The following is a 26,544-nucleotide window of genomic DNA, read 5'->3' on the forward strand; positions in this document are numbered from 1 at the left end:
TTTTCGCGGGTGATTTGTTCGCCGAAATCGCACTGTTCGCTGACGGCGCACGTCTGCGTTCAGCACCAATGTTCAGCGTTAAAGCAAACCGGCCCCGGATCAATTGATCCGGGGCCGGTTGAAGTCGTTGACTAGAACTTCACTGCTGCGGGGTCGTCGCTTGCGACAACGTCGGCTTCTTCGCTTGCTTCAACAGCTGCAGCTTCTTCGGCTGCTGCTTCGCCGGCGGGGCGGACGAAGTCGGTGAGGTCAACCTTGTTGCCCTCGGAGTCGACTACCTCAGCCTGACCCAGCACAACGGCCAGGGCCTTGCGGCGGCGAACCTCGGAAACCATCATGGGAACCTGGCCGCTCTGATCAATGATCTGGGCGAACTGGTTGGGATCCATGCCGTACTGGCTTGCGGTGGTAACGATGTAGTCGATCAGCTCGTTCTGGCTGACGTCTACTTCTTCCTTGTCCGCAATGGCGTCGAGGATGATCTCGTTCTGGAAGGCACGCTCGGTATTGGCCTTGACCTCGGCGCGGTGCTCCTCGGTGTCGTGCTCACCTTCGCCGTGCGCGTTCTCCGGGTTGAAGTGAGCTTCGATCTGCTCCTCGACGACGGAATCCGGAACAGGAACCTCAACGAGCTCAACGAGCTTGTCCAGGACCTTGTCGCGCGCTTCAACGCCCTGCTCGACGACCTTGGAGTCCGCAGCCTGCTTGGCGAGGTCTTCACGGAGTTCGGCAAGGGTGTCAAACTCGGAGGCGAGCTGGGCAAAGTCGTCATTTGCCTCGGGGAGTTCGCGTTCCTTGACAGCCTTGACAACAACCTTCACCTGCGCGGACTCGCCGGCGTGGTCGCCGCCAACCAGCGTGGTCTCAAAGATTGCTTCTTCGTCGGCGGAGAGGCCGGTCACGGCTTCGTCGAGGCCTTCGAGCATGGTGCCCGCACCAACCTGGTAGGAAAGCCCGGAAGCGGAATCGATGTCTTCGCCGTCAATCGTGGCGGTGATGTCGATGGTCAGGAAGTCGTCGTTCTCGGCAGGACGCTCAACGGACTTCAGTGTGCCGAAACGGCCACGCAGTTCGTCCAGCGCCTTGTCAACGTCAGCTTCGGAAGACTCAGCAGCAGCAACCTCAACCTTGATGCCGGCGTAGTCCGGCAGCTCGATCTCGGGGCGGACGTCGATTTCCACCTGGAATTTGAGTTCGCCATCAGTTGCGGACGGGTCCGGAACCTCGGTAATTTCAACTTCGGGACGGCTCAGGGGGCGAACGCCCGTTTCCTGAACTGCAGCCTGGTACCAGCCGTTGAGGCCATCGTTGATGGCAGTCTCCAGAACGTAGCCACGGCCAACGCGCTGGTCGATCAGCTTGGAGGGAACTTTGCCCTTGCGGAATCCGGGAACCTGGATCTGCGAAGCAACGGTCTTGTACGCGGCATCGATGCTCGGCTTCAGTTCCTCAAAGGGAACCTCAACGTTGAGCTTGACCCGCGTTGCGGTGAGGTTCTCGACAGCGCTCTTCACAGTCTAAGTACTCCTGATTTTGTGGGTATGGGGTTCTGCCGTGCCCCTGAAGCGGACACAAACACAGAGTCGGGGTGACAGGATTTGAACCTGCGACTTCCTGCTCCCAAAGCAGGCGCTCTAGCCAAGCTGAGCTACACCCCGAATGCACAGGACAGTCTACGGGCAAGCGAGCCCGGAATGCACATTTGACACTGCCGCCGGAATTAGGTTTAGTAGTACCCGGCTTCAACAGCCACCAGGAAGATGTCCTGAACAAGGACATCCGCTTGGGGACGTAGCTTAATGGTAAAGCCTCAGTCTTCCAAACTGATTACGCGGGTTCGATTCCCGTCGTCCCCTCCATGCAGAGGGCCCCGATCCACGGATCGGGGCCCTCTTTTCTTATACAAAGATGAGTTCTACACCTGGCAGCCGGGACACCAATACAACTTGCGCGCACCTAGTTCCGTCATCCCCACCGGCGTCCCGCACGCCCGGCAGGGCATGCCGTCGCGCTTATAGACGAAGTGGGCATCGGCGTCGGGCGCTACAGCACCGCCGCCAGTCCACAGCGTGGAAGGCGTTGTAACAATCCGTCCGTCACGGACGCCGTCGGACATGGTGTCCACGGTGTCGTCCCATAGACGACCAGCGGTTTCAGCATCAATGGTGCTTCCCGGCGTCCAGGGGTCGACTGCTTGCCGGAACAACACCTCGGCCCTGTAGATGTTGCCGACCCCGGCCAAGACGGACTGGTCCATCAAGAGCAGGGCCACCGCGGTCTTGCGGCGGCGCAGGCGGCGGATGAACTCCTCGCGGTCTCCTGGCCGGTTGTGCAGCGGGTCCGGGCCCAGGCGCGCCACCACGGCCGCCGCCTCAGCTGCCGTTATCGTGGCACAGGTGGTGGCACCACGGAGGTCGGCCCAGCCGTGCCCGGACACCAGCCGGACACGCACTGCGCCCACGGGAGGAGGTGGGCCGGCGTAGTCGCCGTCGTCGGAAGCGGGGCCAGCCTCCCGTTCGCCGATACGCCGTGGAGCCCCGATGCTGGAGGCACCTGTAAAGGAACTATCGCCGCCAAAGCTCCACGCACCGTAAAGGCCCAGGTGGACGTGGAGGAAGAGCTCGTGGTCAAACCTGAGGAAGAGCTGCTTGCCGTGGGCGGTGGCTTCAACCAAGATGTGCCCGGTGAGTAGCTCCGCGCCGGCGGCGAACCTCCCTTGCGGGCTGGAAACATCCAAACGCCGGCCGCCAAAAACATCCTGGAACTGGCGGGCCAGCCTATGGACCGAATGCCCCTCAGGCACTACTCGACGATCTCGCCGGTGGTTTCGTACACCGCAATTTTTCCGATCCGGCGAACGTGGCGTTCGTCGTTGCTGAAGGGTTCCTGCAGGAACGCTTCGATGAGCTCTGTGGCCTCTTCAACGGTGTGCTGGCGTCCGCCGACAGCCACAACGTTGGCGTCATTGTGTTCGCGGGCCAACTTCGCGGTGGACAGGTTCCATGCGAGGGCAGCGCGGACGCCTTTGACCTTGTTGGCAGCAATCTGCTCCCCATTGCCCGAGCCGCCCAGCACAATGCCGAGAGCGTGCACACCGGCTTTCTGGTCTGCCACCACAGCAAGGCCGGCATTGATGCAGAAAGAGGGGTAGTCATCCAGGGCGTCGTACTCTTTGGGCCCGTGATCCACCACTTCGTAGCCTTTGGCCGTGAGGTGGCTGACCAGGTGGGCACTGAGTTCCATGCCGGCGTGGTCCGTAGCGATGTGGACGCGGGGTGTAGTCACAGGAAGTCCATTCTTTCTGGCGCGCGGGTACGGCATATTGCCGGGCGCGGCGTTGAGGGATGCGCTACCTAGGGTACCGCTACCCGGGTTGTTGGGCCTGCCCGTCGCCATGGGCCCGATGCGCTGCCCTGTTGAGGACACCGGCGAGTTTGTCTGCAGAGGCCTGGGTCCCTGCACTCAGTGCCACCCGGCCTCCGTTAAGTTTCCTTACGACGACGGCAGGGCCACTGCTGACGAGCATCGCGGTGGCGTCGTCGTGGTGCCGCCAGCCCCACCCGCCATAATCTGCCGCCTTTACGTCCGCAGGGGCTGCCGCAGCGATGTCGACGGCGGGGACGGTCAGGACGCGGACGATCCCGCCGGCGAATACCTGCAACCCTCCCCTGTCCGCCCGCACCCGTGCGAACAGGAAACCTGCGCCGATGAGGGCCGCCGCTGCTACCAAGGCACCGAGCCATGGAACTGCCACCGCTATCAGCGCAGCGGGGAACAGTGCCGAGACTATGATCATGACGAAAACGGAACTCCGGGCATGCACCCACAGCCGGAGCGTGTCGCGGGCGAGATCGGGATCTTCGAGAAGTCGCAACTCTTCTTCGAGCGCAACGTCATCTTCCCTGGTCCAACGAGGGTCCGGCTTAAAGGCGAACATCATGACGACGCCCAGCGCCACAGCGGCTCCGCTGCCCATGGCCAGCACGATCGGATCAACGTGGGATTCGCGCGCGTCCGCCAGCCCGGACTGGCCGACCAAACCTGCAGCCAACACGGTGGTGATGAAAAGGCTGACCATGAGGCCCACACCCATCATGACGCGGCGCATGACCACCGGCCGGGAAATCGATACCGCTTGAAGGAAGACTGCCCAACCGCAGAAGGTGATGAGGGCAGCGCCGCCTGCCACGTAGGCGCCGAAAGGAGCGAAGGAAGAGCCGCCGTCGGCGCTCCACATAACCGCGACCGGGTTTGGGAGGTCGTTGCGCAGCATCTGGGCGCACACGACAAACCCGACGGCGAGCAGCAACGGAAAGGCGACCGCAAACCTCAGTGCGCGGAAATCGAGGGTGTCCCGGAACGATGCCATAATCCAACGCTACTCCGTGGCGCGACACTGTGGTGCCCGCTCCTTGCCTTCCCGGCGTGGAGTGAAAGAATGACTTCACACCAGCGGCCGGCCATGACGGGCCGGCCATCCCAAATCTCCGGAGGCACCACTTGCCAGGCCTGAATCTTACGCGCGATGAAGCCGCCACGCGCGCCGAACTACTCAACGTCGAGTCGTACAACGTCACCCTGGACCTGACCCAGGGAGCAGAGACCTTCGGCTCCACCACTGTTGTGAAGTTTTCCGCGGAGCCGGGATCGTCCACGTTCATCGATGCCATCACCGCAGCGGTCCACAGCGTGACTCTTAACGGCACCGAGCTGAACCCTGCGGAGGTGTCTGACGGCGTCCGCATCCAGCTCCCGGATCTGTCAGCGGACAACGAACTCGTGGTGGTGGCAGACGCTCCCTACATGAACACCGGTGAGGGACTCCACCGATTCGTTGACCCTGTTGATGGTGAGGTTTACCTCTATACGCAGTTCGAAGTTCCTGACTCCAGGCGCATGTTCGCCGTCTTTGAACAGCCCGACCTGAAAGCCAGCTTCACGTTTACCGTCACCGCTCCTTCGCATTGGGACGTGATCTCCAACTCCCCCACGCCGGTTCCCGTTGAAGCCCCTGGCACCGAGGACGGCACCGCACGTTCGGTGTGGAAATTTGCCCCCACGCCCCGTCTGTCTTCCTACGTCACGGCCTTGATCGCCGGACCGTACCAGTCGGTCCGTTCCGAGGTCACCAGCTCAGATGGCCGCGTCATCCCGCTGGGAGTATTTGCCCGCAAGTCACTCATGCAGTACCTCGACGCGGACAACATCTTTGAACTGACCCGCCAGGGCTTCGAGTTCTTCGAGGCACAATTCGGATTCCCGTACCCGTTCGAGAAGTACGACCAGCTCTTCGTCCCGGAGTTCAATGCCGGAGCCATGGAGAATGCCGGTGCCGTGACCATCCTGGAAGGCTACGTTTTCCGTGGAAAGGTCACGGGTGCGCAGATTGAGCGGCGCGCCATCACGGTCCTGCACGAGCTTGCGCACATGTGGTTCGGGGACCTGGTAACCATGCGTTGGTGGAACGATCTCTGGCTCAACGAATCCTTTGCCGAATACATGTCTCACCTGGCCGCCGTAGAGAACACCGAATTCGACCGGGCCTGGACCACGTTCGCCTCCGTGGAAAAGTCCTGGGCCTACAAACAGGACCAGTTGCCCACCACACATCCGATCTTCGCCGAGATCAACAACCTCGAAGACGTCGAGGTGAACTTCGACGGCATCACCTACGCTAAAGGCGCCTCTGTCCTGCGACAGCTGGTGGCCTGGGTGGGACCTGAACAGTTCATGGCAGGCGTCCGCACGTACTTCGCCAAGCACGCTTGGAAAAACACCGAGCTCGCGGACCTCATGGTGGAGCTCGAAGCTGCCTCCGGTCGCGACCTGGACGCGTGGGGCAAGCTCTGGCTCGAAACTGCAGGGGTGAACACCCTCGCCCCGGAGTTGACCGTTGCCGCGGACGGCAACATTACCAATTTCGCGATCCTGCAGACCGCGATCGACGAGCAGCCCACGCTCCGCCCGCACCGCCTGGCCGTTGGCTTCTACTCGCTCTCGGGCGAAGGCAAGCTGGAGCGGACCCACCGCGAGGAACTCGACGTCGATGGCCCCCGTACCGAGGTACCTGCCTTGGTTGGCAAAGCCCGGCCGGACCTGATCCTGTTGAACGACGACGACCTCGCGTATGCCAAGGTCCGCCTCGATGAGCACTCCCTTGCCACCGCCAAGGCGCACCTGAAGGACTTCGCCACCAGTCTGCCCCGCACTTTGGTGTGGGGTTCGGCCTGGGACGCGGCCCGCGACGGCGAAACCCCGGCCCGCGGCTACGTGGAGCTGATCCTGGCGAACATCGCCTCGGAAACAGACTCCTCCGTGATCCTGGTGCAGCTGCGTCAGCTCGCCACCACCTTGACCTATTTCGTGGCCGCCGATCACAAGCTCGACTCGACGATCGCGGCTGCGGACAAGTTGTGGGAGCTCGCATCGGCAGCTGTCGCAGGTTCGGATGCCCAGCTGCAGTTCGCCAAGTCGTACGCCCAGCTGGCCCGCAGTGGCGGACAGTTCGACCGTCTTCAGGCCCTTTTGGACGGTACGGAGACCCTCGAAGGACTCAGCATCGACCAAGACATGCGTTGGGAACTGCTGACGGCCCTTGTTGCCGGCGGTCGGCAGGGCCAAGCCCGGATCGACGAGGAGCTTTCCCGGGACAACACTTCCAACGGCCAAAATGCAGCAGCCCAGGCGACAGCAGCCATCCCCACCCCGGAGGCCAAGGCAGCAGCTTGGGACTCGATCGTGGTCAAAGGAGAACTCTCCAACGCCTTGCAAGCCTCAGCCGTGGCCGGCTTCATGCGTGTCGTGGACACCGGCTTGTTGGAACCTTTCGCAGAGAAGTACTTCGAGGCCGTACCTGGAATCGTTGAGGAACGAACGCACGCCCTGGCCCAGCAGATTGTTGTGGGTCTCTACCCGGCACAGCTCACCACGCAGGCCACAGTGGATCGCACGGACCAGTTCCTGGCCGGTCTTCCGGAGGAGAGCGCAGCACTGCGCCGCATGATGCTGGAAAACCGGGACAGCGTAGCCCGGGCACTGCGCGCAAGGGCAGCAGACGTCTAAGCCCGCAGGATCGTGAGGCCCGTGCGGACGGTTGTGGCCCCAAAGCTAAACTGTCCGCATGGGCCTCCACGAACACCATTACGCACTGACCGTCCGCTGGACCGGAAACCTCGGCGAAGGCACGGCCAGTTACCGGGGATATTCAAGGGACCACGACGTCGAAATCAGTGGCTTGCCCACCTTGAAGGGCTCAGCAGATCCGACGTTCCACGGCGACCGGACACGCTACAACCCGGAACAGTTGTTACTTGCGGCCCTCTCGCAATGCCACATGTTGTCCTTCCTGCACGTGGCCGTCAAGCATGGGGTGGTAGTTACCGGCTACGAGGACAACGCCGAAGGCCTCATGAAGCTCAACCGGGACGGCAGCGGGCAGTTCGAAAGCGTCACCCTGAAGCCTCACGTCATCATTGCCGATCCCGCCCACGAAAGCTTGGTCCCGCAGCTTCACCATGAAGCCAACCAGGTCTGCTTCATCGCCCGCAGCGTCAACTTCCCGGTACTCCACGAACCGATCACGACGGCGGCAGCAGCCTAACGCTGTTCGAGCTGCCAGAGTGCCACGAGCCTTTGTTCCGTTTCACGGCTCAGGCCGGCTTTGCGGTTCCTGTCCAAGCCTCGCGCCCGTTCATCCTCGAGTGCGGCCGCCAGGGTTTCCTGCCACGGCCGCAGCACCATTCCGCGCTCGCGAGCAGCGCGGTTTGTCCGCGCTTGAAAACCGTCGTAGCCTGCCGGGAGCCACAGGGGCAGGGAATCCTGGCCGGACCAGTACTCGACACCGCGCTGCACGAGCCAATCTGCGTCAGGCCTGATGACGTCCTGGTCTGCCCTGTCAGTTGCTGAATTTCCGTCCCCATTTGCGGTTCCAACCGCCCGCTGGGACTCGACGATGTAGTCCTCGAACCGCACTACCTCTCCCAAAGCGTTGTAAATTCCCGTCAGCCCTTCCTCCGCGGACTGCAGGATCCACGCCGCGAGATCCCGGACATCAATGATCTGGGTGGCGTCGTCCGGGATGTCCGGGACCAGTACCGTGTCAGTGTTCGCAGCGAATCGGGCAGGCCAATAACCGTATCTGTCGGTGCCGTCTCCGGGTCCGCCAATGAGTCCCGCCCGGACGATATGCGCCTTTTCCCCCACAGCGGCAAGCGTCATTTGCTCGATCGCCGACTTGGACTCCCCATACGTTTCCGGGGTCCCTGCCTGGCCTTCAGGCAAGGGCTCCAAGAGGGCCGCATTCTCATCCGCGTCGGGCATTGAGTGGTCCGCGTACACGGAGCAACTTGAAACAAAGGTCCAATGAGCGGCGGAAGGGCCCAGCACGTCCAGTGCCACACGTGCCTGTACCGGATCCCGGGAAACATCCACCACTTCGTCCCAGCTTCCGTCGATCTCCGCGAAGGCCGTTGCACCCGCCCCGCGGTCGCTCCTTACCCAAGTGACGCCGTCGGGCGGGGTTGTTGAACTGCCGCGTGCCAAACAGGTGACCTCATGTCCGGCTTCTACAGCCTGCCGGGCGATTTCTGCTGACAGGAAGGCTGTACCGCCCAAGACCAGGATGCGCATACCGTCACGCTACGGCGCTAGGGTTGTAGGTGGACAGAGTGTTCCGCGCCCGGCGAACACGGGCCGACGACAAGGAGCTATTCCACTTTGACCTCCATCCCCCTGGCGGAAACCATCAACATCGAACCCGAGAAAATCGACCTCATGTCGATTCTGATCACGGTGGGCGTAGGCCTGGCTGTGTGGATCGTGGCCCGGTTCATCATCCTGCGCATCACGCGACGAGTCTCGGCGGGCAGTACTTTCTTCAAGAAGCCGCACTTCAAATGGGTGCAACCCGCTATCCGTGCTTTGGACCATGAACGACGCTCCCAGCGCGCCGAGACCATCGGCTCGCTGCTGACAAGCCTGGTAAGCGTTGTGGTGGTGGTGATCGTGATCATCTACGTCCTCAAATACATGAACGTGGACGTCGCGCCGCTCCTAACCAGCGTGGGCATCCTCGGTGTTGCCATCGGTTTCGGCGCCCAGCAGTTGATCCGCGACTTCCTCGCAGGAATCTTCATCACCATTGAGGACCAATACGGAATCGGTGACGTCATTGTTACCAGCGAAGTGATTGGTACCGTTGAATCGGTGGGCCTGCGTATTACACGGGTCCGCGCAGAGGACGGCGCCATCTGGTACCTTCGCAACGGCGAAATCCTCCGTGTGGGCAACCGTTCACAGGGCGACTACGTGCCGCTGGAAACGCCGGACAACAGCGACGAACCCGGCGCTGCCGCTGCGCCCGTCACAGCAGGCGCACCGCGCGTCACCAAAGCCGAGGAGAAGTCCAATGAGTAACACTGCAGGTGGGCAACCGCCAGCGCCGCAGGCAGGGCCCCGACGTCAGCTGATGCAGAACGATCCGTTCAGCCAGCCAGCCTACACGGACAGCTTCTACGCCGCAGTCGGTGGCCATGAGACGTTCGTCAAGCTTATCGACGTCTTTTACGACGGCGTAGCCACTGACCCGTTGCTTCGACCCATGTACCCCGAAGAGGACCTCGAACCGGCAAAGCGCCGCTTCCTCATGTTCCTGGAGCAATACTGGGGCGGTCCCACCACCTACGGCGAAGAACGGGGCCACCCACGGTTGCGCATGCGCCATATGCCGTTCCGGGTGACCCCCGAAGCCAAGGACCGCTGGTTGTTCCATATGCGCGCCGCCGTGGACTCCTTGGAGCTCTCGCCGTTGCATGAGGGCACGCTGTGGGACTACATGGAGCGCGCAGCGCTGACCATGGTCAATAGCCCTTCGGCCGGTCCCGAGGCCTAGGTCCTAGAAACCGAGCCCCAGGCCTGCTCCGGTCCGGACCAACACATGGCCGCGGGGGCCGCTCAGGCGGAACCAGCGGCCATTTCGGAAGACCTGCTGCTCAGACTCGCCCAGGAAACCCAACGCGAAAGCCGCGAAAGCCGCACCTGCCGGCAGCCCGCCCAGACCTGGCAACTCACGGCCCCACACCGCTGCCCTGGCTGTGTTGACTACCGCGGCGCCCGCCAAAGCGGGAATGACGCCCGCCACCTCCGCAATGCCGGCCTCAGCAGCCGTCTTGAGGTCGGCGTCGGGAACTGTTCCTTGGGCTTCCCAGCCGGTCCGGGGCGCGCCAACGCCCGCCCAGGATTCGGAAACGGTCGACGGCGGGATGGGCAGTTCCACATCTTCGGCGCCTGATCGGGCCAAGCGGTCCATGACGGACGCGAGCGTCACGGTCACGTCGACTTGGGCAGGCTCGGCCAGGGCCATGGTTCGCAGGCCAAGAATTGTAGGGGTTGATTCGCCCAGGATACGTGGCCTCAGGACACACACATAGGCCGCCAGGACATTGCCCGTGGCCTGAAGGCGGATGGCGCCGTCGTCGATGCTCTTTGCTCGCGTAACGAAGGTACGCAGGTCAGCGAGGTCACGGGGATCGGCGAAGCGGAAGGACTGGGTCAAGACGTCTGTCACATCATCGACTCTACCGGCATGTCCACGGTTGAGAGGGGTTGGGGTGCCGTCTAAAGTCGAACCATGACTGACACGAACGCTGGCCTCGAGGTGGAAGCACCCGTAGAAGACCCCATGGAAGTGCTGATTGGCCTGCTGGATCTTGGTGACTTTGACGGAGCCCGCACCAACGAGGACATTTTCCTGGGGCCGTCCCAAAAGCAACCCAGGCACCGCGTTTTTGGTGGCCAAGTGTTGGCGCAGTCCATGATGGCCGGCATGAGGACCGTTGAACCGGACCGAGTAGCGCATTCCATGCACGGATACTTTCTCCGTCCGGGTGATGCCAACAAACCCATCACCTTCGGTGTGGAGAGGCTGCGGGATGGCCGGTCCTTCTCGGCCCGCCGAGTGCACGCCTACCAGGACGGTGTGCCGATTCTCTCAATGATCGCCTCCTTCCAGGTGGAAGACAGCGGCCTGGACCATCAGGCACAGATGCCCGAAGGCATCCCTGATCCGGAAACGCTGCCCAGCACCGCCGAGCTGTTGTCCCACTACGATCACCCCATGGCACGGCACATGTCTTCGGAGCGGCCCTTCGACGTCCGCCACATCGACCCCGCTCTCTATGTTTCCCCACCCACCGATCACGTAGCTACCAACGCTGTCTGGATGAAGACCATGGGGCCCCTTCCTGACAACCCCAACCTCCACCGGGCCGCCCTGGCATACGCGAGCGACTACACGCTGCTGGAACCAATCCTCCGTAAGCACGGCCTGGCTTGGATGACTCCCGGCATGAGTGTTGCCAGCCTCGATCACGCAATGTGGTGGCACCGCCCTGTGCGGGTGGACGAGTGGATGCTCTACGTGCAGGAATCCCCCAGCGCCCAGGGTGCCAGGGGACTCGCCACCGGACGCATCTTCAACCGCGAAGGCCAGCATGTTGCCACGGTGGCCCAGGAGGGCATGGTTCGGATTCCGTAGTCTTGCCTTAAAGCCAAGAGGCCGATCCCTGCTGGGATCGGCCTCTCGTATTTGCGGTTACCTACTAGTCGCGGGTCAGGCGGCGGTGCGTTACACGGTGCGGCTTGGCGGCATCGGGGCCGAGCCGCTCCACCTTGTTCTCCTCGTAAGAGTCGAAGTTGCCCTCGAACCAGTACCACTTGGAGGGGTTCTCGTCGTCACCTTCGTAGGCGAGGATGTGAGTCGCTACCCGGTCCAGGAACCAGCGGTCGTGCGATACGACTACTGCACAACCCGGGAATTCGAGAAGGGCATTCTCAAGGCTGCTCAGGGTTTCGACGTCGAGGTCGTTGGTAGGTTCGTCAAGGAGCAGGAGGTTGCCACCCTGCTTGAGCGTCAGGGCCAGGTTCAGGCGGTTGCGCTCACCACCGGAGAGGACACCCGCCTTCTTCTGCTGGTCCGGTCCCTTGAAACCAAACGCCGAAACGTAGGCCCGCGAAGGCATTTCAACCTGGCCGACCTGGATGAAGTCGTGGCCTTCGGAGACAACTTCCCAGAGGGACTTGTTGGGATCGATACCGCCACGGGACTGGTCCACGTAGGAGATCTTCACGGACTCGCCGATCTTGAGCTCACCATCGTCCAAAGGCTCCATACCGACGATCGTCTTGAACAGCGTGGACTTACCCACACCGTTGGGACCAATGACGCCGACGATGCCGTTGCGGGGCAGGGAGAAGGAAAGGTCCTCGATCAGCACTCGATCGTCGAAGCCCTTCTTCAGGTTCTTGGCCTCGATGACCAAAGAACCCAGGCGCGGTCCCGGCGGAATCTGGATTTCTTCGAAGTCCAGCTTGCGGGTGCGCTCGGCCTCGGCAGCCATTTCCTCGTAGCGGGCCAGACGTGCCTTGGACTTGGTCTGGCGGCCCTTGGCGTTGGAGCGCACCCACTCAAGTTCTTCGGTGAGGCGCTTGGAAAGCTTTGCGTCCTTCTTGCCTTGGACCTCAAGGCGGGCTTTCTTCTTCTCCAAGTAGGTGGAGTAGTTGCCTTCGTACGGGTAGAGGTGGCCGCGGTCGACCTCTGCGATCCACTCAGCCACGTGGTCCAGGAAGTAACGGTCGTGAGTCACGGCAAGCACGGCGCCGGGGTACTGAGCCAGGTGCTGCTCGAGCCAAAGTACGCTCTCGGCGTCCAAGTGGTTGGTGGGCTCATCAAGGAGCAGGAGATCGGGCTTCTGCAGGAGGAGCTTGCACAGCGCTACGCGGCGGCGCTCACCACCGGAGAGGACTGTGACATCAGAATCAGCCGGCGGGCAGCGCAGTGCGTCCATGGCCTGCTCAAGCTGGGAGTCGATGTCCCAGGCATCCGCCGCGTCAATGGCTTCCTGAAGCTTGCCCATTTCGTCCAGGAGCGTCTCGTAGTCCGCATCCGGGTTGGCCATTTCTTCGGAGATCTCATTGAAGCGCTGGATCTTGCCGTAGATCTCGCCAACGCCCTCCTGGACGTTGCCCAGGACTGTCTTTTCCTCGTTCAGCGGCGGTTCCTGCAAGAGGATGCCCACGGTGTAGCCGGGGCTCAGGCGGGCCTCGCCGTTTGACGGGGTGTCCAGTCCGGCCATGATCTTCAGGATGGTGGACTTACCAGCACCGTTCGGACCCACGACGCCGATCTTCGCGCCAGGGAAGAACGACATGCTGACGTCGTCCAGAATAAGTTTGTCGCCAACGGCCTTGCGAGCCTTGGTCATCGTGTAAATGAATTCCGCCATGCCTTAAATCTAATGGGTAGGCGTACATAACTCACATTCGAGCCCCGCGGTGGAGCTAGCGGGCGTCTCCCACGAAGCATTTTCCGGTGGCCAGCACAGGCAGCACCGTAACCACTACTCCGCCGTCGCGGATCTGACCCATGACGCAACTCTCCCCCGTCAGCGCTGCGGCTTCCATCGCATCCACGTCAAGGCCCGTCGGCGTACTGCTCACGGACACCTCTACGTTGGCGTTGGGGATGCCTGCAGAAACCAGGGCCGCACGCAGGGTTTCGCGGTCGGGTTTGGGGTTACCGGCTATCAAGGTTCTAAGCGTTGACTCCACGGCAGAGGTGGTTGCAGCCACAGCGGGATCAACGGTGGCCGTGGCTTGCGGACTCACGGACGGTGACGGAGCCACTGTGGGCTGATCGGCGGATGACGCAGGCGTTGGAGTGCATGCGGTGACCGTCAGTGCCGCGGCGATCATCAGCGACAACCCAGCGCCCCGAATAGTCGATGCGTCTGCTGCCCTGCCATATGTCTGTGCGGTTCGCCTGCTCATCACTTAGCTATTCTGCCTTAAAAGTGACATCCCCCTTGGACACTGTCCCAAGGGGGATGTTTCGGTGCCCCAGGAGGGAATCGAACCCCCGACCGGCGGATTAGAAGGCCGCTGCTCTATCCCCTGAGCTACTGGGGCGCACTCGCGTCATGACCACATGGGCCGCTGGCGCCACAAAGAGTTTACAGTGCGATCAGCCAACTCCTTGCCATCCCATGCAACGTGCTTCTACTCCTCCACAACCGCCGTTATTCACATAAGTGCATGAGGCACTCCCTTCCCTGACTTCCCTGGATGAAGCTGAAAGAGCCGGACAGGCACTTCACTACCCGAGAAGGACCACCATGAATGACATGATCACAGTCCGGGGCTTTGTGGCCTCGGAGGTCAAGAGCTCCACCACAACACGGGGCACGTCCACTGCCTCGTTTCGCCTGGGCACCACGGAACGTCGCTACGACCGCGCCACCAACACCTGGGTGGACGGAAACACGAACTGGTACACGGTTCAGTCATTCCGCTACCTCGCTGGACACGTTGGATGCAGTGTGAAAAAGGGACAGCGGGTTCTCGTCGTTGGGAAGCTCCGGTTGCGGCAATGGGAACATGAGGGCCGTGTCTACCACGTAGCCGAAATCGACGCCGAATCAGTGGGACATGACCTCATGTGGGGCTCTGCCAACTTCACCCGAATGAGCGGCGCCTCAGCCCCTGCCGATGCAGCACCTGCTGTTGAGGCACCCGGCACCCCTGACCGCAGCAATGACTGGGACTCGGACGACCACGAACAAGTTCCACCGGAGGACGAGTCCATCGTGACGGACGTTGACGGTGCTGATGGCACCGGTCCCCTAATGGTTAACACCACAACAGGCGAACTGGTGGGTGCCGGCGTCTGATCGTTGTTCGGAACCAAGGGCGAACCCTCCCGGTGCCGGTGCCGGTGGTTCGCCCTTACCGGCAATGGTTGGGCCGGAACATCGACCGGTGACCGCAGGGAATTGTTGTTCGATAAGCAGGATCGCCAAACTACGGCAAGGTGAGGATCATCGGGCCGTCAGCCGTGACGGCTACCGTGTGTTCGCTGTGGGCGGCACGTCGCCCGTTGGCCGAACGAAGAGTCCATTCGTCCTCGTCGTGGTAGTAATCGTCCTTGCCGCCCAAGATCAACATGGGCTCAATGGCAATGACCAAGCCTTCTTCGAGCTTCATACCCCGACCAGGCCGACCGAGGTTGGGGACGGGAGGTTCGGCGTGCATTGTCCGTCCAATGCCATGCCCGCCATGATCAGCCAACAGCCCGTATCCTGCGCGTTTCGCCTCGCCACCAATCGCGTAGGCAAGGTCACCCATCTTGTTTCCTATGCGGGCTGCATCGATGCCGCGGGCAAGCGCGGCTTCCGTCGCTTTCACCAACTCATGATCGGCAGGGTCTCCGGCCCCTACGACGAAGCTCACGGCCGCATCACCGCACCAGCCTTCCACAAAGGCACCACAGTCCACGCTGAGCAGATCGCCGTCCTCCAGCACGTATCCATTCGGGATTCCGTGCACCACGGCGTCGTTGACACTGGTACAGATGACGCCGGGGAACGGCACCGCCGCCCAGCGTGGGTGGTAATCCAGAAAGGCAGGTTTTGCGCCGGCATCGGAGATTAAAGCGGCAGCGACGTCGTCGAGTTCCTTAAGGGAAACACCCACTTCAGCTTGTTCCCGGACTGCGGACAGTGCCTTGGCCACTACGCGACCGGCCTCACGCATCATCGCGATTTGATCCGGTGATTTCAGCATTGACATCGGGATTCCTTCGTTGTTGCCGAGATGAAGTTGGTTTGTTTCAGCGTGAACTAAGGCACTGTTGGCCGTGCGGGAACAGCGCGTACGAATGTGCCCACTCTACGGTGACCGAACAGCGGGGACCACAGTTCCCGCGCAGTGGCCCACACCCCTTCGTCCATCGCCTTCCTCCATCACCGACCTAGAGTTGTGGCATGAACCCCAACGTCCTCGTGGAGTCGATCCGGTCAACCCTCCGATCAGCCGCTGATGCGGAACGGGGCGCCGGAGCCCAGGCTTACTTGAAATCCGACATGCCTTCCCGGGGCGTCCGGGTTCCCGAGGTTCGCAGAATAGTGAAAGAAGCCGTGAAGCAGTTCCCTGTGGCCTCACCGGTTGAGTTGCAAAAAGACGTTCTTGAGCTGTGGCGCAACGCGGAGGCCCGTGAAGAGCGATACGCAGCCATCGACCTGACAGGCCTGCGAATGGTCAAAGAAGACCTGCAGATGCTCCCCATCTATGAGGAGATCATCCGGACGGGTGCATGGTGGGACCTGGTCGACGGGGTTTCACACCGGATCTGCGCGCTCCTTCTTGCGCACAGGCCCACCATGACGCCTGTACTGCAGCAGTGGTCCACGGACCATGACATGTGGATTCGCCGGGCGGCAATCACTGCACAGCTAGGGGCCAAGTCAAAGACAGATACCGGCCTCCTGGCAGCGGTCATCTCAGCGAACCTCGCCGACAGCGAGTTCTTCATCCGCAAGGCCATTGGGTGGGCGCTCCGTGAGTACAGCAAAACGGATCCTGAATGGGTCAAGGCATTCGCTGCCGACAACGCAGCGGCTTTGAGTCCGCTGTCCACCCGCGAGGCATTGCGGCTGTTGCCGTCCAGCTGAGCGGGCACGCAGCGGGCACGACCCAGCGGAGAGTCTTCAGATAATGGGACGCAGACCGGATTCGTCGCGCACCCGGAACAAACTCTTGGTCTTCGGGTCCACAAAGATCAGATAGATGGCGAACAGGAGCGCAATAAGGGCGGCAGCGTAACGCGCCAGAATGAGGGCAAGTCCCAGGTCTTCGCTCTGAAGGTAAGGGAACACGTCCAATTGGTCTGAGATCGCGTAAACCATGAAGAACGACACGATGAAGTAGAGAGCCTTGACCTGCCAGTCGTTGCGGATGCCGGTCACGGCAAACAGAGGGATCAGCCACACCACGTACCAGGACTGGATCATGGGCGCCAGCAGGACAATGGTGGCAAAGGCCAAGGTCAAGCGGCGCATTAAGCGATCGTAGTCGCCCCTGAAAATCAGCCAAGCCACCGCTGCAACCATCAGCACCTTGCCGATATCGTAAACCCACTTCGCCATGGCCCAGCCGTCCAGGCCAAAGGCGTTGAAGATCAGGGCAACAACCATTCCGATGAGACCCACAGGCGCATACCAAATCCATACGCTGCCCGGCGCTGACAGGCCGTTGATCCAACCGAATCCGAAGCCGTTCACGAGGCTCAAAGCGAAGAGAAGACCAAAGCTCAGAGCTGCTGTCAGGAACCAATACAGGAACTTGCGCGGCCACGAGGCATCCTTGCCTGCCCACAGAAGCCCAATGAACGGTAGGAATACCACCGTGATCGGTTTAATCGAGATGGAGAGCGTGACCAGCACCAGTCCGAGAATGACACGGCGGGTCGCGCAGTAGTACAGGCCTGCCAGTGCCAGCCCAATCATCAAGGCATCATTGTGGACGCTGGCGATGAAGTTTGTGAGAAATAGCGGGTTGGCCGCCGTCAGCCACAGCGCCCTATGAGGATTTACGCCATGGAGCTCCGCCAGTTTCGGCACGTAGATGATGCAGAGGATGACCCCCGCAGCAGCAACAAGCCGAAAAAGCATGATGCTCGCTTCCGGCTGCACGTTGGTGACCCACACTACAAATTGCTCAATCCACAAGAACAACTGACCGTAGGGAACCGGCGCTTCGGTCCACATCTTGTCTGCGCCGAGCTGGAAGTAGTTGGGCAGGGCCGAAATCCCGTTCTCATAAGGATTTATCCCTTCCACCATCAACCGGCCCTGGCCGATATACGCGTAAACGTCCCTGCTGAAAAGGGGAACGGTGAACATCATGGGCAGGCCCCAAGCTGCTACAGCCTGCAGCGTTGCTTTCCTCGCCTCCAACCCCCAAACCCGGACACGCTGTCCCAGCCGTAGCCAGGCACGGACGAGCAACATGCCACCGATGGCCAGCAAAACTATGGAGAGAGCGACGCCCACACCTTCGGTGCGCATCCATATGAAGAGCGGGAGGCGACGAAGTTCCGAGACCGGAGCAAGCCAACCTACGCCCAGTGAGCCGAACACCATGAACATCGAACCAACGAAGCCAGCGATCAGCGGCGAACGTGCGTTATCCACCTCGCCGGCAACGGCGTCAGCTGACGGCGTCGCTGCCCCTGCCAACTGGGCGGCGGGTACTGGCACCGTCATGTGGTCGTCATCCAATCGTTCACCCGCTGTGGTCGGGTCAAATTCTGCGTCATGGGGGCTTTCGGCAACAGGAAAAAAACGACACTGCCGCGCTCAAAAATCGTACCATCGGAGCACTTGGAAGCCACTGAGGGATAGGCTGGGCGCGTGCCTATTACTAATGAACGCATCGTCTGGATCGACTGCGAAATGACCGGTTTGGACCTCACGAACGACGCCTTGATCGAGGTTGCAGCGTTGGTGACGGATTCCGAGCTCAACATTCTGGGCGACGGCGTAGACGTCGTCATCAAGCCGGATGACGCCGCGCTGGAACAAATGAACGATTTCGTGCGGGACATGCACACCCGCTCCAAGCTCTTGGACGAGCTCCCCCAGGGGAAGACCATGGCTGAAGCAGAGGCGCAGGTCCTTGAATACATCGAGAAGTGGGTCCCGGATCCGGGCAAGGCTCCCTTGGGTGGAAACTCGGTGGGAACAGACCGCATGTTCCTGGCCAGGGACATGCCGAACATCGTAGAGCACCTCCATTACCGCGTGATCGACGTCAGCACCATCAAAGAGCTCTCACGCCGCTGGTTCCCGCGTGCGTATTTCCAGTCGCCGGCCAAACATGGCGGCCACCGCGCTTTGGGCGATATCAAGGACTCCATTGACGAACTCCGTTACTACCGGCAAGCCGTCTTCGTTCCGGCGCCGGGACCGGACACAGCGACGGCACAGCGCATTTCCAAGGACATCATTGCTACGGCGGAGATCCTGGGGACCAGCGAAAAAGTGTGATCTGCACCATTTTTCGAGGTTTTTTCGCAAAAAGCGGCAAAAGTGGACTTTGCACCCCAAAACAGCAGGTAAGCTATTTGTCGTTGCCTTGAAGGAAAGCCGGTCAAACGGTTCAGCCCAAAAAGGCACATGGTGGGCTTAGCTCAGTTGGCAGAGCGCCTGGTTGTGGTCCAGGAGGTCGCGGGTTCAACCCCCGTAGCTCACCCCACCGAGATTGGCTCCAGAGCCGGTTTCCACAAAGGCCGCACCGGTTATCCGGTGCGGCCTTTGCTTTTAACCGAAGGGCGGACCAAGGCCGCTTCCGGACCGCAGCGCTAGACGAAGGAAAACCGAGATGACCGTCCTGCCAGTCACTATTTGGGGCGAACCTGTTTTGCACCGCCGGGCAAGTGAAGTCGAGGCTTTTGACGACGAACTCCGCGCCTTGATCGCGGACATGTTCGAGACCAATGACGCTGCTAACGGGGTGGGGCTGGCCGCGCCCCAGATCGGCGTGGGCAAGCGCCTGTTTGTCTACAAGTACGCCAACGATGACGACGTCCCCGAACAGGGCGTGGTAGTCAATCCGGTGCTGACCCTGTCCAAGGTCTCCGGCGCGCTTCCAGATCCTGATGAACACGTTGAGGGCTGCTTGTCCTTCCCCGGCGAGTACTACCCGTTGCAGCGCGCTGAATGGACACGGGTTCAGGGCTTTGACGGCGACGGCAATCCCCTGGATTTCGAAGCGACAGGCTGGTTCGCCAGAATCCTGCAACACGAGTTCGATCATTTGGACGGCAAACTGTACGTCAACCGCCTCGTGGACCGTTACTCAAAGAAGGCGCTCAAGCAAGCCAAGAAGAAAGGCTGGGGCGTGCCAGGCCTGACCTGGATGCCCGGCGTCGATCCCGATCCGTTCGGGCACTAAGCCATGGCCGCCAGCCCCCACGCAGAGCTTTTTGAGCTCTTGGACATCACCGGCCAAGACGCCATTGAATGCACACACCTTCTGGAGACGCCTCCGGACGCGCCTGTTCTGCAGGCCATGAAGGCGATGCAGGAACGGCTGGGGACCTTTCCAGTAGACAGCATCCGGGCCGACGGCGCTGTGGAGACGGTGTGGGTCGAAGCACTCCTCCGCTTCGCGCCCTCAGTTCACGCGTACCATCTGGAGCTCGGAATCAGTCCGGCTGTCTCGGCTGCATCCTTGGCAGACATGGGTTTGCAGCTTCGTATCAACAGACGGGTCCACGGCCGTTTTGGGCTGGACACCTGGAGCTGGCTGACGTTGCATATGGCCGGCAATCTGTTCCGGTTGGGCCGGCTTCAGTTCCATTTGGTTCCGGCCAATGATCGGGGCCCTGACTGGCTTCTCGGCGTCCACATACCCGAAGATGGAGGCCTCTCCCCTGCGCTGGTGGATGCCAGTTTTGCGGAAGCGAGATTGTTCTTTTCCCGGCATTTTCCAGACAAGCCTGCGCACAAAGCCACGTGCGACTCATGGATGCTGGACCCGTATCTCGTCGAGCGCCTGCCGGACAGCAACATCGCGTCGTTTGCCCGACGCTTCACGCTCGACCACTGCACTGACGCCCCGACCGATGCCATCTACTTCACGTTCAGGCAGCGGGGCCTTCATGACCTGGATAAGCTCCCACGGGAAACCTCACTCCAGCGCGTGGTCCTGGAGCGGATCGACGACGGCGGCATCTGGCAACTGGGGCACGGTCACCTGGCACTGTAGATGGTTTGCTGTTCAGTGCAGGAGGACAGAACCCGCTTCATGGAGTCCTTCTCGGCCTGCGTAACCCAGAGCTTGTAGGCCGCTTTCACGGAAACCTGCCGCGCGACGTAGTGGCAGCGAAAGTTCTTGTTGGCCGGCAGCCACGTGGCCGCGTCACCTGCGCCCTTCTTAACATTGGCCGGACCATCGACGGCGATCAGGTTCAGCGGATCGTTCGCGAACGTTTGCCGCTGCTGCACCGTGAGCTGCTGGGCGCCCTTTTGCCAAGCGTCGGCGAGGGCCACCACGTGATCGATTTGAACTGCAGCGCTGGTGCCCTGGCCTCTTCGGAACGTCACCTGCGCCCCCGTGTAGGGTTCATGGAAGCTACCGCCGGCAACCTTGCACGATGAACCTTCCGTGAATTCGACCCCCGAAAGATCCCGCCGGAGAATGTCATTTCTGGTATCGCACCCATTGCGGTCAGCGTCCGCCCAAGCTTGCCCGAAGGCGGCCCTATCGTAGTTCGACTTGGCCGCGCGCCCTTTGACCGGGAGTCGCTCCAAGGCGTCGCTCGCCTTTTCCGGGGCAACGCGCACCCCACCCCGAAGGGGTTTCATCCAGCCGGGATTGTAGACGGGTGCTTCACTGGGGCCGTCGGCCCACGGTTCAGCGGCACTGAATTGACCCGTGGTGAAGTACCAGGAAAGGCCTGCCACCACGGTTACGGCGGCCAGGCCAAGAATGGCCCACGCCTGACGTGACCTGCGCCGCGCACGTTTGTAGGCAGACCATGTGATGCTCAAGGGACTCCATCCGGTGGGGAACTAGCAATGTCCTACGAGCGTAGGACAAGGCCCCGACAGTCAGAGTCGCTATCCACAGTGTGCAGGAGAAGTCACACTGCGGAGATGGGGCGCGTCAGAGGGCTATTGCTCACGCATTACGCGCTGCAGGTCCTCTGTTGCCAGCGCGAGGAGGCCACGTAGTTGTTCCACGCGCTGATCCGGGACGTCACCGGCGGCGTTGGCCGCTATGGCCTGGTCCAGAAGTTTCTGGGCCTGCTTGTGGTTGGCCTTGGCGACGTCCAACGCGTGTTCCAGGGTGGTCTCATGTTCCAACGTTGATTCGTTTTCCATGAACCTATTTTGGTCAGGTTTCCCGGCTGATACCAGTGACTCAGCCGGGAAACCCGTGAATACTTCGGCGTGCTTAGGCGCCGGCGCCTTCAAGCACTGCGATGGGAGCAACCACGTCGCGTGCCGGGAACGACGGCGGGTTCACGCCGGCCATTTCTTCCATGACGCGGACAACCTGGCAGGAGTAGCCGAATTCGTTGTCGTACCAGACGTAAAGAACGAGGTTCTTGTCGTTGGAAATGGTTGCGAGGCCATCAACGATGCCCGCTCGGCGGGAGCCGACGAAGTCAGTGGAAACAACATCGGGAGAATCGATGTAGTCAATCTGCTTGCGGAGATCGGAGTGCAATGACATTTCGCGGAGGAAGTCGTTGACCTCGTCGCGGTTGGTGCCCTTCTCCAGGTTGAGGTTCAGGATTGCCATGGAGACATCAGGGGTAGGAACGCGGATGGCATTGCCCGTGAGCTTGCCCTGCAATTCCGGAAGCGCCTTGGCTACTGCCTTGGCTGCACCGGTCTCCGTGATGACCATGTTCAGGGCTGCGGAACGGCCGCGGCGATCACCCTTGTGGAAGTTGTCGATCAGGTTCTGGTCATTGGTGAAGGAGTGCACGGTCTCAACGTGGCCGTGGATGATGCCGAATTTGTCGTTGATGGCTTTCAGCACCGGCGTAATGGCGTTGGTGGTGCAGGACGCCGCGGTGACGATCTTGTCATCATCCGAGATGTCCCGGTGGTTGATGCCGTGGACGATGTTCTTGAGCTCGCCCTTGCCCGGTGCAGTCAGCAGCACACGGGAAACACCCTTGCTCTGCAGGTGCTGGGAAAGGCCCTCGGCGTCGCGCCAGCGACCCGTGTTGTCCACCACCAGGGCGTCCTTGATGCCGAAGGCCGTGTAGTCCACCGTGGCGGGGTTGTCCGAGTAGATGACCTGGATTTGCACACCGTTGGCGGTGATTGTGTTCGCTTCCTCGTCCACGCGAATGGTGCCCTCGAAGGAACCGTGCACGGAGTCGCGACGCAGGAGGCTGGCGCGCTTCACAAGATCATTCTCTGCACCCTTGCGCACCACGATGGCGCGGAGTCGCAGACCGTGCCCGCCGCCGGCCTTCTCAATGAGGATGCGGGCCAGGAGGCGTCCGATTCGACCAAAGCCGTAAAGAACGACATCGGTGCTGGTGCGGTCGTCTGCGCCACGCTTTCCCACGATTTCGGCGAGCTCGGCACGCAGGTACTCATCCAGCGAGGCACCGTTGCCTTCAGCCCGGAACTTCTCTGTCAAACGTGCAATATCAATGGCTGCTGCGCCGAGTTCCAGCTCGGACAGGGCGTTCAGCAGCGGTGCGGTCTCTTCGAGCAGCAGCTCGTGGTTGCTCATCCGGCGCGCAAAGCGGTGGGCCTTCAGGATGTTCATGGTGGACTTGTTGATCAGGCTCCGGCCGTGGATGCTCGTGACCACGTTGTTTTCCCGGTACAACCGGCCGATCACCGGAATCATGGCCTCGGCGAGAGCCTCCCGGCCCATCCACTTATCAAGACAAGAATCTGACGTCTGGCTCACAGAACTACCTTCCTTGGGTCAACCACATACGTCCTCGTATGCAGATGGCAGCGGCCGCCCGGAGTAGTCCTGCGGCTCATGCGCCGGCGGGCTTCGGTCCACCCACAGCGCCTTGAACGAGAGCAAAGAAAATCCGCCGGCTGCGAACGCAGTCCCGGCGGCAGAACATCTACGTTCAGTAACCATTCTAGGGCGGAAGGAAGCGGTGAAGGCCGCCCCGCGGCGTGAAATCACTCACACGGCGGAAATCCGGGGGTAATAAATGGATGGGTCGACCGATACGCCGGGTTCTGTCATCCCCTGCCGTTACCGGCAAAGGAGTGGCGGCCATCCATCTACGAACGCCGTTGCCGACGCCCTCCAGCAGCCTACCCGGACACTCGGGCGAGCAGCCCTCAAGCGTGTCCTGTCTGGCCTTGCTCCGGGTGGGGTTTACCTAGCCTCCCCGGTCACCCAGGGAGCTGGTGGTCTCTTACACCACCGTTTCACCCTTACCTGCTACCCCGCGATGCAGAACATCGTGACGCGCAGGCGGTCTGTTCTCTGTGGCACTGGCCTGCGGGTTACCCCGAGTGGGCGTTACCCACCACCCTGCTCTGCGGAGCCCGGACGTTCCTCGAGCCACTCTCGTGACGCGCGACCGCCTGGTCGACCCATCCGTTGTCCAGTCTACCGGCGTTGGGACCGGGCAAAGTCCCCGGTAATATCGACTGGTGCTGATTCTGCTGCCGCCTTCCGAAGGTAAAACCCCCGCTGCCAACGGCCCCTCCATCGACTGGGAATCGCTGAGCTTTCCTGAACTGAACCCGTACCGGGCAAAGGTGCTCGAAGCGCTGGGTACGGTGAGCGCGCACGAGGATGCCCTCGCTCTGTTGGGGGTGGGCGCCTCACTGCGTGACGACGTCGAACGTAATACACGGTTGCATGCCGAACCGGTCGCTCCGGCGCATCAGGTCTATTCCGGGGTTCTGTACGACGCCCTTGGCTACAACAGCATGACCCCGACGCAGCGCCGGAAGGCGAACGAATCCGTCCTGGTGGTTTCCGCCCTGTGGGGCGCCATCGGCTTTGGCGACCATGTACCCGCCTACCGGCTGTCCATGGGAACTGCACTGCCCGACGTCGGACGCCTCGCCTCCTACTGGAAGCCGCAGCTTAACGCAGCCCTCGCCTCACGTGCCGAGAACGAGCTTCTGGTGGATTGTCGATCGAGCACTTATGCCGCAGCCTGGGCTCCGCCAGCGACGCACACTGTTAACGTCAACGTCTTCAACGAGGTAAACGGCAAGCGTACGGTTGTCAGCCACTTCGCCAAACACACCCGCGGGGAACTGGCGCGACACTTGCTGACCCGGCGTGGCAAGGCGCCGGCATCCCCGGATCAGCTCCTGAAGGCCGCGCGGGAAATCTGGACGGCGGAACTTGTTGAGGGCACGGCCCGGAAGCCGCACGCGCTCAACATCATCCTGTCCAGCTGAGACTGGGCCGGGTCAGTTCCACTCCGCCGAACGCACCAGGATGACGCCTGAGTCCGGGCAAAAAACAATGTCGTCCTCTGCTGCAGCTTTGACTTCCGCAAGGTCGCCTGGGCTGAGCATCATGCCTGAGCCCTCGGACTTACCGTGGAAAAGCCGGGCTGCACCAACTCCCCGCTTGGCAATGGTCTTCTCGTAGATGGCCAGCGCTCCCGCATCCAGGGATTCCGCGAAGGCGGCACGTTGTCCACGGACCACCGTTTCTTCGGCGGCAATCTCCGCAATAGCCTCGTCCAGCTCGGCCCGGATGCTGCCGAACGAGCCCTGGATATCGTCCACGATGGACTGCTGGGCAGCTTGACGTTCCCGCAGCGTATCCAAGCGCTCCAGGATTTCGAGCTCCACATCTTCAAGGTCCGAACGGCGCTTGTTCAGCGAAGCGATATCGCTCTGCAGGGCCACCAGGTCCTTGGACAGGCCTGTACCGCTGTTCAGCCTGGTTTCATCGCGTTCAATGCGGGTAGCCACCTGCTCAACGTCGGCTTCCGCCCGGCGGAGCTCGGCCTCGGCATCGTGGACGGCTACCTTGGCCGCGCCAAGTTCACCGTTGGCCACGTTCAACGCGTCTGTGAGATCGGTGATGCGTGGATCTGTTTCAAGAACCTTACGGCGGCCGGCAAGCGACCTGAGCTTGGCATCCAGTCCCTGCAGTTCAAGCAATTTCAATTGTTCTGCCGGTGCTGCTTTCGCCACGCTTACCTCCGCTAATCGCCGCCGGCCTGGGTATCAGGTCCGGCCGGACCGCCACTATCTGTCAGGGCTGCCCGTATCTTTCTAGACTCTAGTCCCCGCCGGGAGTGAGTATGAAGTCCCAAGGGTCGCTGTTCGTGCCGCTGACGCGGATCTCGACGTCGTAGCCCTGATCCGAGAGCACGTTGCCCAACGCTTCAGCTGCTGCAGGGAGCCACAGCCATTCACTGGCAAAGTGCGAAACATCAATCAGATAGGGCCTACCGTTAGTGGCACCTTCGCGGGCCTCCGATGCCGGGTGATGGCGCATATCTGCCGTGACGTACACATCCGCATGGCGGGCGCGAACGGCGTCGAACAAGCTGTCGCCCGCACCACCGCAAACTGCGACGCGCCTGACCAGACCGTCCTTATCTCCAGCCACCCGGACTCCCCCGGCAACAGCGGGCAGCATCTCAAAGACGCGGGCTGCAAAATCACCGAGCGTCTCCAGCTCAGGGAGGTCCCCTACCCTGCCGATGCCTTCCTCCGGCAAGCCGTTGCTTGCAGCCGTCAGCGGTGTGACGTTCTCCAATCCGAAGGCGTCGGCCAGGACATCGGAAACCCCGCCAACTGCTGAATCACCATTGGTATGCACGGTCAAAAGCCCAGTGCCGGCCTCTATTAAGCGATGGACAGCGAGGCCCTTCGCGGACGTGGCTGCCACTGAGTTCACCCCTTTGAGAAGCAGGGGGTGGTGGGTAATGAGCAGTTCGGCTCCCCACTCCACGGCCTCGTCGATCACGGCCAGCGTCGGATCCACGGCAAAGAGGACTTTGGTGACGGCGGCGTTGGGCCGGCCGACAACAAGGCCCACCTCATCCCAGTCTTCAGCCAGGGATTCAGGCCAGAGTTCCTCGACAGCCAGCAACACCTGACCGAGCGTAGGATCACCGCTGGCGTCAACTGTTTCGTCTTCTTCGACGGAATCCGCATCCGAAATGTCGGTGTTTACTGCTTCCATGCTCTTATTCTTCCCTACTGGGACCGATTTCTTTCT

General features: G+C 61.5%; 26 protein-coding genes, 4 tRNA genes and 1 other RNA gene. 13 read left to right on the plus strand and 18 right to left on the minus strand.

Annotated features, from left to right (window positions below):
* Positions 1-131: 131 nt before the first annotated feature.
* Both tig and RIF72_RS13860 read right to left on the minus strand, forming a co-directional pair.
* Entirely contained in the window at positions 132-1,514 is a 1,383-nt protein-coding gene (tig, locus tag RIF72_RS13855) for a trigger factor (protein WP_309075445.1), read from the minus strand.
* Between the two features lie 69 nt (positions 1,515-1,583).
* Positions 1,584-1,658: transfer RNA gene (locus RIF72_RS13860), tRNA-Pro, on the minus strand.
* Between the two features lie 127 nt (positions 1,659-1,785).
* On the opposite strand from RIF72_RS13860, the gene RIF72_RS13865 reads away from it, so the two are divergent.
* A tRNA-Gly gene (locus RIF72_RS13865) sits at positions 1,786-1,859 on the plus strand.
* Positions 1,860-1,915: 56 nt separating this feature from the next.
* On the opposite strand, the gene RIF72_RS13870 is transcribed toward RIF72_RS13865, so the two are convergent.
* From RIF72_RS13870 to RIF72_RS13880, 3 genes are all read right to left on the minus strand, one after another.
* On the minus strand, positions 1,916-2,803 hold the full coding sequence (locus tag RIF72_RS13870) for a DNA-formamidopyrimidine glycosylase family protein (RefSeq protein ID WP_309075446.1): 888 nt from the start codon (positions 2,801-2,803) through the stop codon (positions 1,916-1,918).
* On the minus strand, positions 2,803-3,285 hold the full coding sequence (locus RIF72_RS13875) for a ribose-5-phosphate isomerase (RefSeq protein ID WP_375164232.1): 483 nt from the start codon (positions 3,283-3,285) through the stop codon (positions 2,803-2,805). Before RIF72_RS13875 ends, RIF72_RS13870 begins: the two co-directional genes overlap by 1 nt.
* A 79-nt stretch (positions 3,286-3,364) precedes the next feature.
* Positions 3,365-4,369: a hypothetical protein gene (locus tag RIF72_RS13880; protein ID WP_309075447.1), complete on the minus strand. Its 1,005-nt coding sequence runs from the start codon at positions 4,367-4,369 to the stop codon at positions 3,365-3,367.
* Between the two features lie 131 nt (positions 4,370-4,500).
* On the opposite strand from RIF72_RS13880, the gene pepN reads away from it, so the two are divergent.
* Entirely contained in the window at positions 4,501-7,062 is a 2,562-nt protein-coding gene (pepN, locus tag RIF72_RS13885; protein ID WP_309075448.1) for an aminopeptidase N, read from the plus strand.
* 58 nt (positions 7,063-7,120) lie between these two features.
* Complete coding sequence (locus RIF72_RS13890) at positions 7,121-7,600, plus strand: OsmC family protein (RefSeq protein ID WP_091467995.1); 480 nt, start codon at positions 7,121-7,123, stop codon at positions 7,598-7,600.
* On the opposite strand, the gene RIF72_RS13895 is transcribed toward RIF72_RS13890, so the two are convergent.
* Entirely contained in the window at positions 7,597-8,628 is a 1,032-nt protein-coding gene (locus RIF72_RS13895; RefSeq protein ID WP_309075449.1) for an NAD-dependent epimerase/dehydratase family protein, read from the minus strand. The two genes, RIF72_RS13890 and RIF72_RS13895, sit on opposite strands and share 4 nt — an antisense overlap.
* Positions 8,629-8,715: 87 nt before the next feature.
* Here RIF72_RS13895 and RIF72_RS13900 point away from each other — a divergent pair, with 87 nt between their 5' ends.
* Together RIF72_RS13900 and RIF72_RS13905 are read left to right on the plus strand one after the other, a co-directional pair.
* Positions 8,716-9,414 carry a mechanosensitive ion channel domain-containing protein gene (locus tag RIF72_RS13900; RefSeq protein ID WP_309075450.1) on the plus strand — a complete coding sequence of 233 codons (699 nt, stop codon included), beginning with the start codon at positions 8,716-8,718 and terminating at the stop codon, positions 9,412-9,414.
* Positions 9,407-9,889 carry a globin gene (locus RIF72_RS13905; protein ID WP_309075451.1) on the plus strand — a complete coding sequence of 161 codons (483 nt, stop codon included), beginning with the start codon at positions 9,407-9,409 and terminating at the stop codon, positions 9,887-9,889. The genes RIF72_RS13900 and RIF72_RS13905 overlap by 8 nt, the downstream gene beginning before the upstream one ends.
* Positions 9,890-9,892: 3 nt before the next feature.
* On the opposite strand, the gene RIF72_RS13910 is transcribed toward RIF72_RS13905, so the two are convergent.
* Positions 9,893-10,564, minus strand: coding sequence for a hypothetical protein (locus RIF72_RS13910; RefSeq protein WP_309075452.1), 672 nt, complete (start codon positions 10,562-10,564; stop codon positions 9,893-9,895).
* A 63-nt stretch (positions 10,565-10,627) separates the two neighbouring features.
* Between RIF72_RS13910 and RIF72_RS13915 the strand changes: the two genes are divergently transcribed.
* On the plus strand, positions 10,628-11,533 hold the full coding sequence (locus RIF72_RS13915; protein ID WP_309075453.1) for an acyl-CoA thioesterase II: 906 nt from the start codon (positions 10,628-10,630) through the stop codon (positions 11,531-11,533).
* 64 nt (positions 11,534-11,597) lie between these two features.
* Here RIF72_RS13915 and ettA read toward each other — a convergent pair whose 3' ends face one another.
* The 3 genes from ettA to RIF72_RS13930 all read right to left on the minus strand — a co-directional run bounded on the left by ettA (position 11,598) and on the right by RIF72_RS13930 (position 13,962).
* Positions 11,598-13,280: an energy-dependent translational throttle protein EttA gene (ettA, locus tag RIF72_RS13920; protein ID WP_011775070.1), complete on the minus strand. Its 1,683-nt coding sequence runs from the start codon at positions 13,278-13,280 to the stop codon at positions 11,598-11,600.
* 55 nt (positions 13,281-13,335) lie between these two features.
* Complete coding sequence (locus RIF72_RS13925) at positions 13,336-13,824, minus strand: DUF6993 domain-containing protein (RefSeq protein ID WP_309075454.1); 489 nt, start codon at positions 13,822-13,824, stop codon at positions 13,336-13,338.
* A gap of 65 nt (positions 13,825-13,889) precedes the next feature.
* Positions 13,890-13,962 (minus strand) — tRNA-Arg (locus tag RIF72_RS13930).
* A 206-nt stretch (positions 13,963-14,168) separates the two neighbouring features.
* Here RIF72_RS13930 and RIF72_RS13935 point away from each other — a divergent pair.
* Positions 14,169-14,723, plus strand: a complete 555-nt coding sequence (locus RIF72_RS13935; protein ID WP_309075455.1) for a single-stranded DNA-binding protein — start codon at positions 14,169-14,171, stop codon at positions 14,721-14,723.
* 130 nt (positions 14,724-14,853) lie between these two features.
* On the opposite strand, the gene map is transcribed toward RIF72_RS13935, so the two are convergent.
* Positions 14,854-15,621, minus strand: coding sequence for a type I methionyl aminopeptidase (gene map, locus RIF72_RS13940; protein WP_309075456.1), 768 nt, complete (start codon positions 15,619-15,621; stop codon positions 14,854-14,856).
* 194 nt (positions 15,622-15,815) lie between these two features.
* Between map and RIF72_RS13945 the strand changes: the two genes are divergently transcribed.
* Positions 15,816-16,502 (plus strand): DNA alkylation repair protein, encoded by a 687-nt coding sequence (locus RIF72_RS13945; protein WP_309075457.1) that lies wholly within the window; start codon positions 15,816-15,818, stop codon positions 16,500-16,502.
* Positions 16,503-16,538: 36 nt separating this feature from the next.
* On the opposite strand, the gene mptB is transcribed toward RIF72_RS13945, so the two are convergent.
* Positions 16,539-18,095: a polyprenol phosphomannose-dependent alpha 1,6 mannosyltransferase MptB gene (gene mptB, locus RIF72_RS13950; RefSeq protein ID WP_309075458.1), complete on the minus strand. Its 1,557-nt coding sequence runs from the start codon at positions 18,093-18,095 to the stop codon at positions 16,539-16,541.
* Between the two features lie 147 nt (positions 18,096-18,242).
* Between mptB and orn the strand changes: the two genes are divergently transcribed.
* From orn to RIF72_RS13970, 4 genes are all read left to right on the plus strand, one after another.
* Positions 18,243-18,878, plus strand: a complete 636-nt coding sequence (orn, locus tag RIF72_RS13955; RefSeq protein WP_309075459.1) for an oligoribonuclease — start codon at positions 18,243-18,245, stop codon at positions 18,876-18,878.
* Between the two features lie 132 nt (positions 18,879-19,010).
* Positions 19,011-19,086, plus strand: a tRNA-His gene (locus RIF72_RS13960).
* A 126-nt stretch (positions 19,087-19,212) separates the two neighbouring features.
* Positions 19,213-19,785 carry a peptide deformylase gene (gene def, locus RIF72_RS13965; protein ID WP_309075460.1) on the plus strand — a complete coding sequence of 191 codons (573 nt, stop codon included), beginning with the start codon at positions 19,213-19,215 and terminating at the stop codon, positions 19,783-19,785.
* Between the two features lie 3 nt (positions 19,786-19,788).
* A complete protein-coding gene (locus RIF72_RS13970; protein WP_309075461.1) occupies positions 19,789-20,601 on the plus strand; it encodes an acyltransferase domain-containing protein in 813 nt (270 codons plus the stop codon).
* Here the strand turns inward: RIF72_RS13970 and RIF72_RS13975 are convergent.
* From RIF72_RS13975 to rnpB, 4 genes are all read right to left on the minus strand, one after another.
* Positions 20,586-21,386 carry an HNH endonuclease family protein gene (locus RIF72_RS13975; RefSeq protein ID WP_309075462.1) on the minus strand — a complete coding sequence of 267 codons (801 nt, stop codon included), beginning with the start codon at positions 21,384-21,386 and terminating at the stop codon, positions 20,586-20,588. The genes RIF72_RS13970 and RIF72_RS13975 overlap by 16 nt on opposite strands.
* Before the next feature lie 123 nt (positions 21,387-21,509).
* Positions 21,510-21,719, minus strand: coding sequence for a hypothetical protein (locus tag RIF72_RS13980; RefSeq protein ID WP_017200613.1), 210 nt, complete (start codon positions 21,717-21,719; stop codon positions 21,510-21,512).
* A 73-nt stretch (positions 21,720-21,792) separates the two neighbouring features.
* Positions 21,793-23,280: a glyceraldehyde-3-phosphate dehydrogenase gene (locus RIF72_RS13985; RefSeq protein ID WP_309075463.1), complete on the minus strand. Its 1,488-nt coding sequence runs from the start codon at positions 23,278-23,280 to the stop codon at positions 21,793-21,795.
* Between the two features lie 263 nt (positions 23,281-23,543).
* Positions 23,544-23,936: RNase P RNA component class A (gene rnpB, locus RIF72_RS13990), an RNA gene on the minus strand.
* A gap of 57 nt (positions 23,937-23,993) precedes the next feature.
* Between rnpB and RIF72_RS13995 the strand changes: the two genes are divergently transcribed.
* Entirely contained in the window at positions 23,994-24,758 is a 765-nt protein-coding gene (locus tag RIF72_RS13995) for a peroxide stress protein YaaA (protein ID WP_309075464.1), read from the plus strand.
* Between the two features lie 12 nt (positions 24,759-24,770).
* Here the strand turns inward: RIF72_RS13995 and RIF72_RS14000 are convergent, their stop codons facing one another.
* Together RIF72_RS14000 and RIF72_RS14005 are read right to left on the minus strand one after the other, a co-directional pair.
* A complete protein-coding gene (locus RIF72_RS14000; RefSeq protein WP_309075465.1) occupies positions 24,771-25,508 on the minus strand; it encodes a C4-type zinc ribbon domain-containing protein in 738 nt (245 codons plus the stop codon).
* An 88-nt stretch (positions 25,509-25,596) separates the two neighbouring features.
* Positions 25,597-26,508, minus strand: a complete 912-nt coding sequence (locus RIF72_RS14005; protein WP_309075466.1) for a Nif3-like dinuclear metal center hexameric protein — start codon at positions 26,506-26,508, stop codon at positions 25,597-25,599.
* Positions 26,509-26,544: the final 36 nt, after the last annotated feature.

This window comes from Paenarthrobacter sp., assembly GCF_031180005.1.
GTDB lineage: Bacteria > Actinomycetota > Actinomycetes > Actinomycetales > Micrococcaceae > Arthrobacter.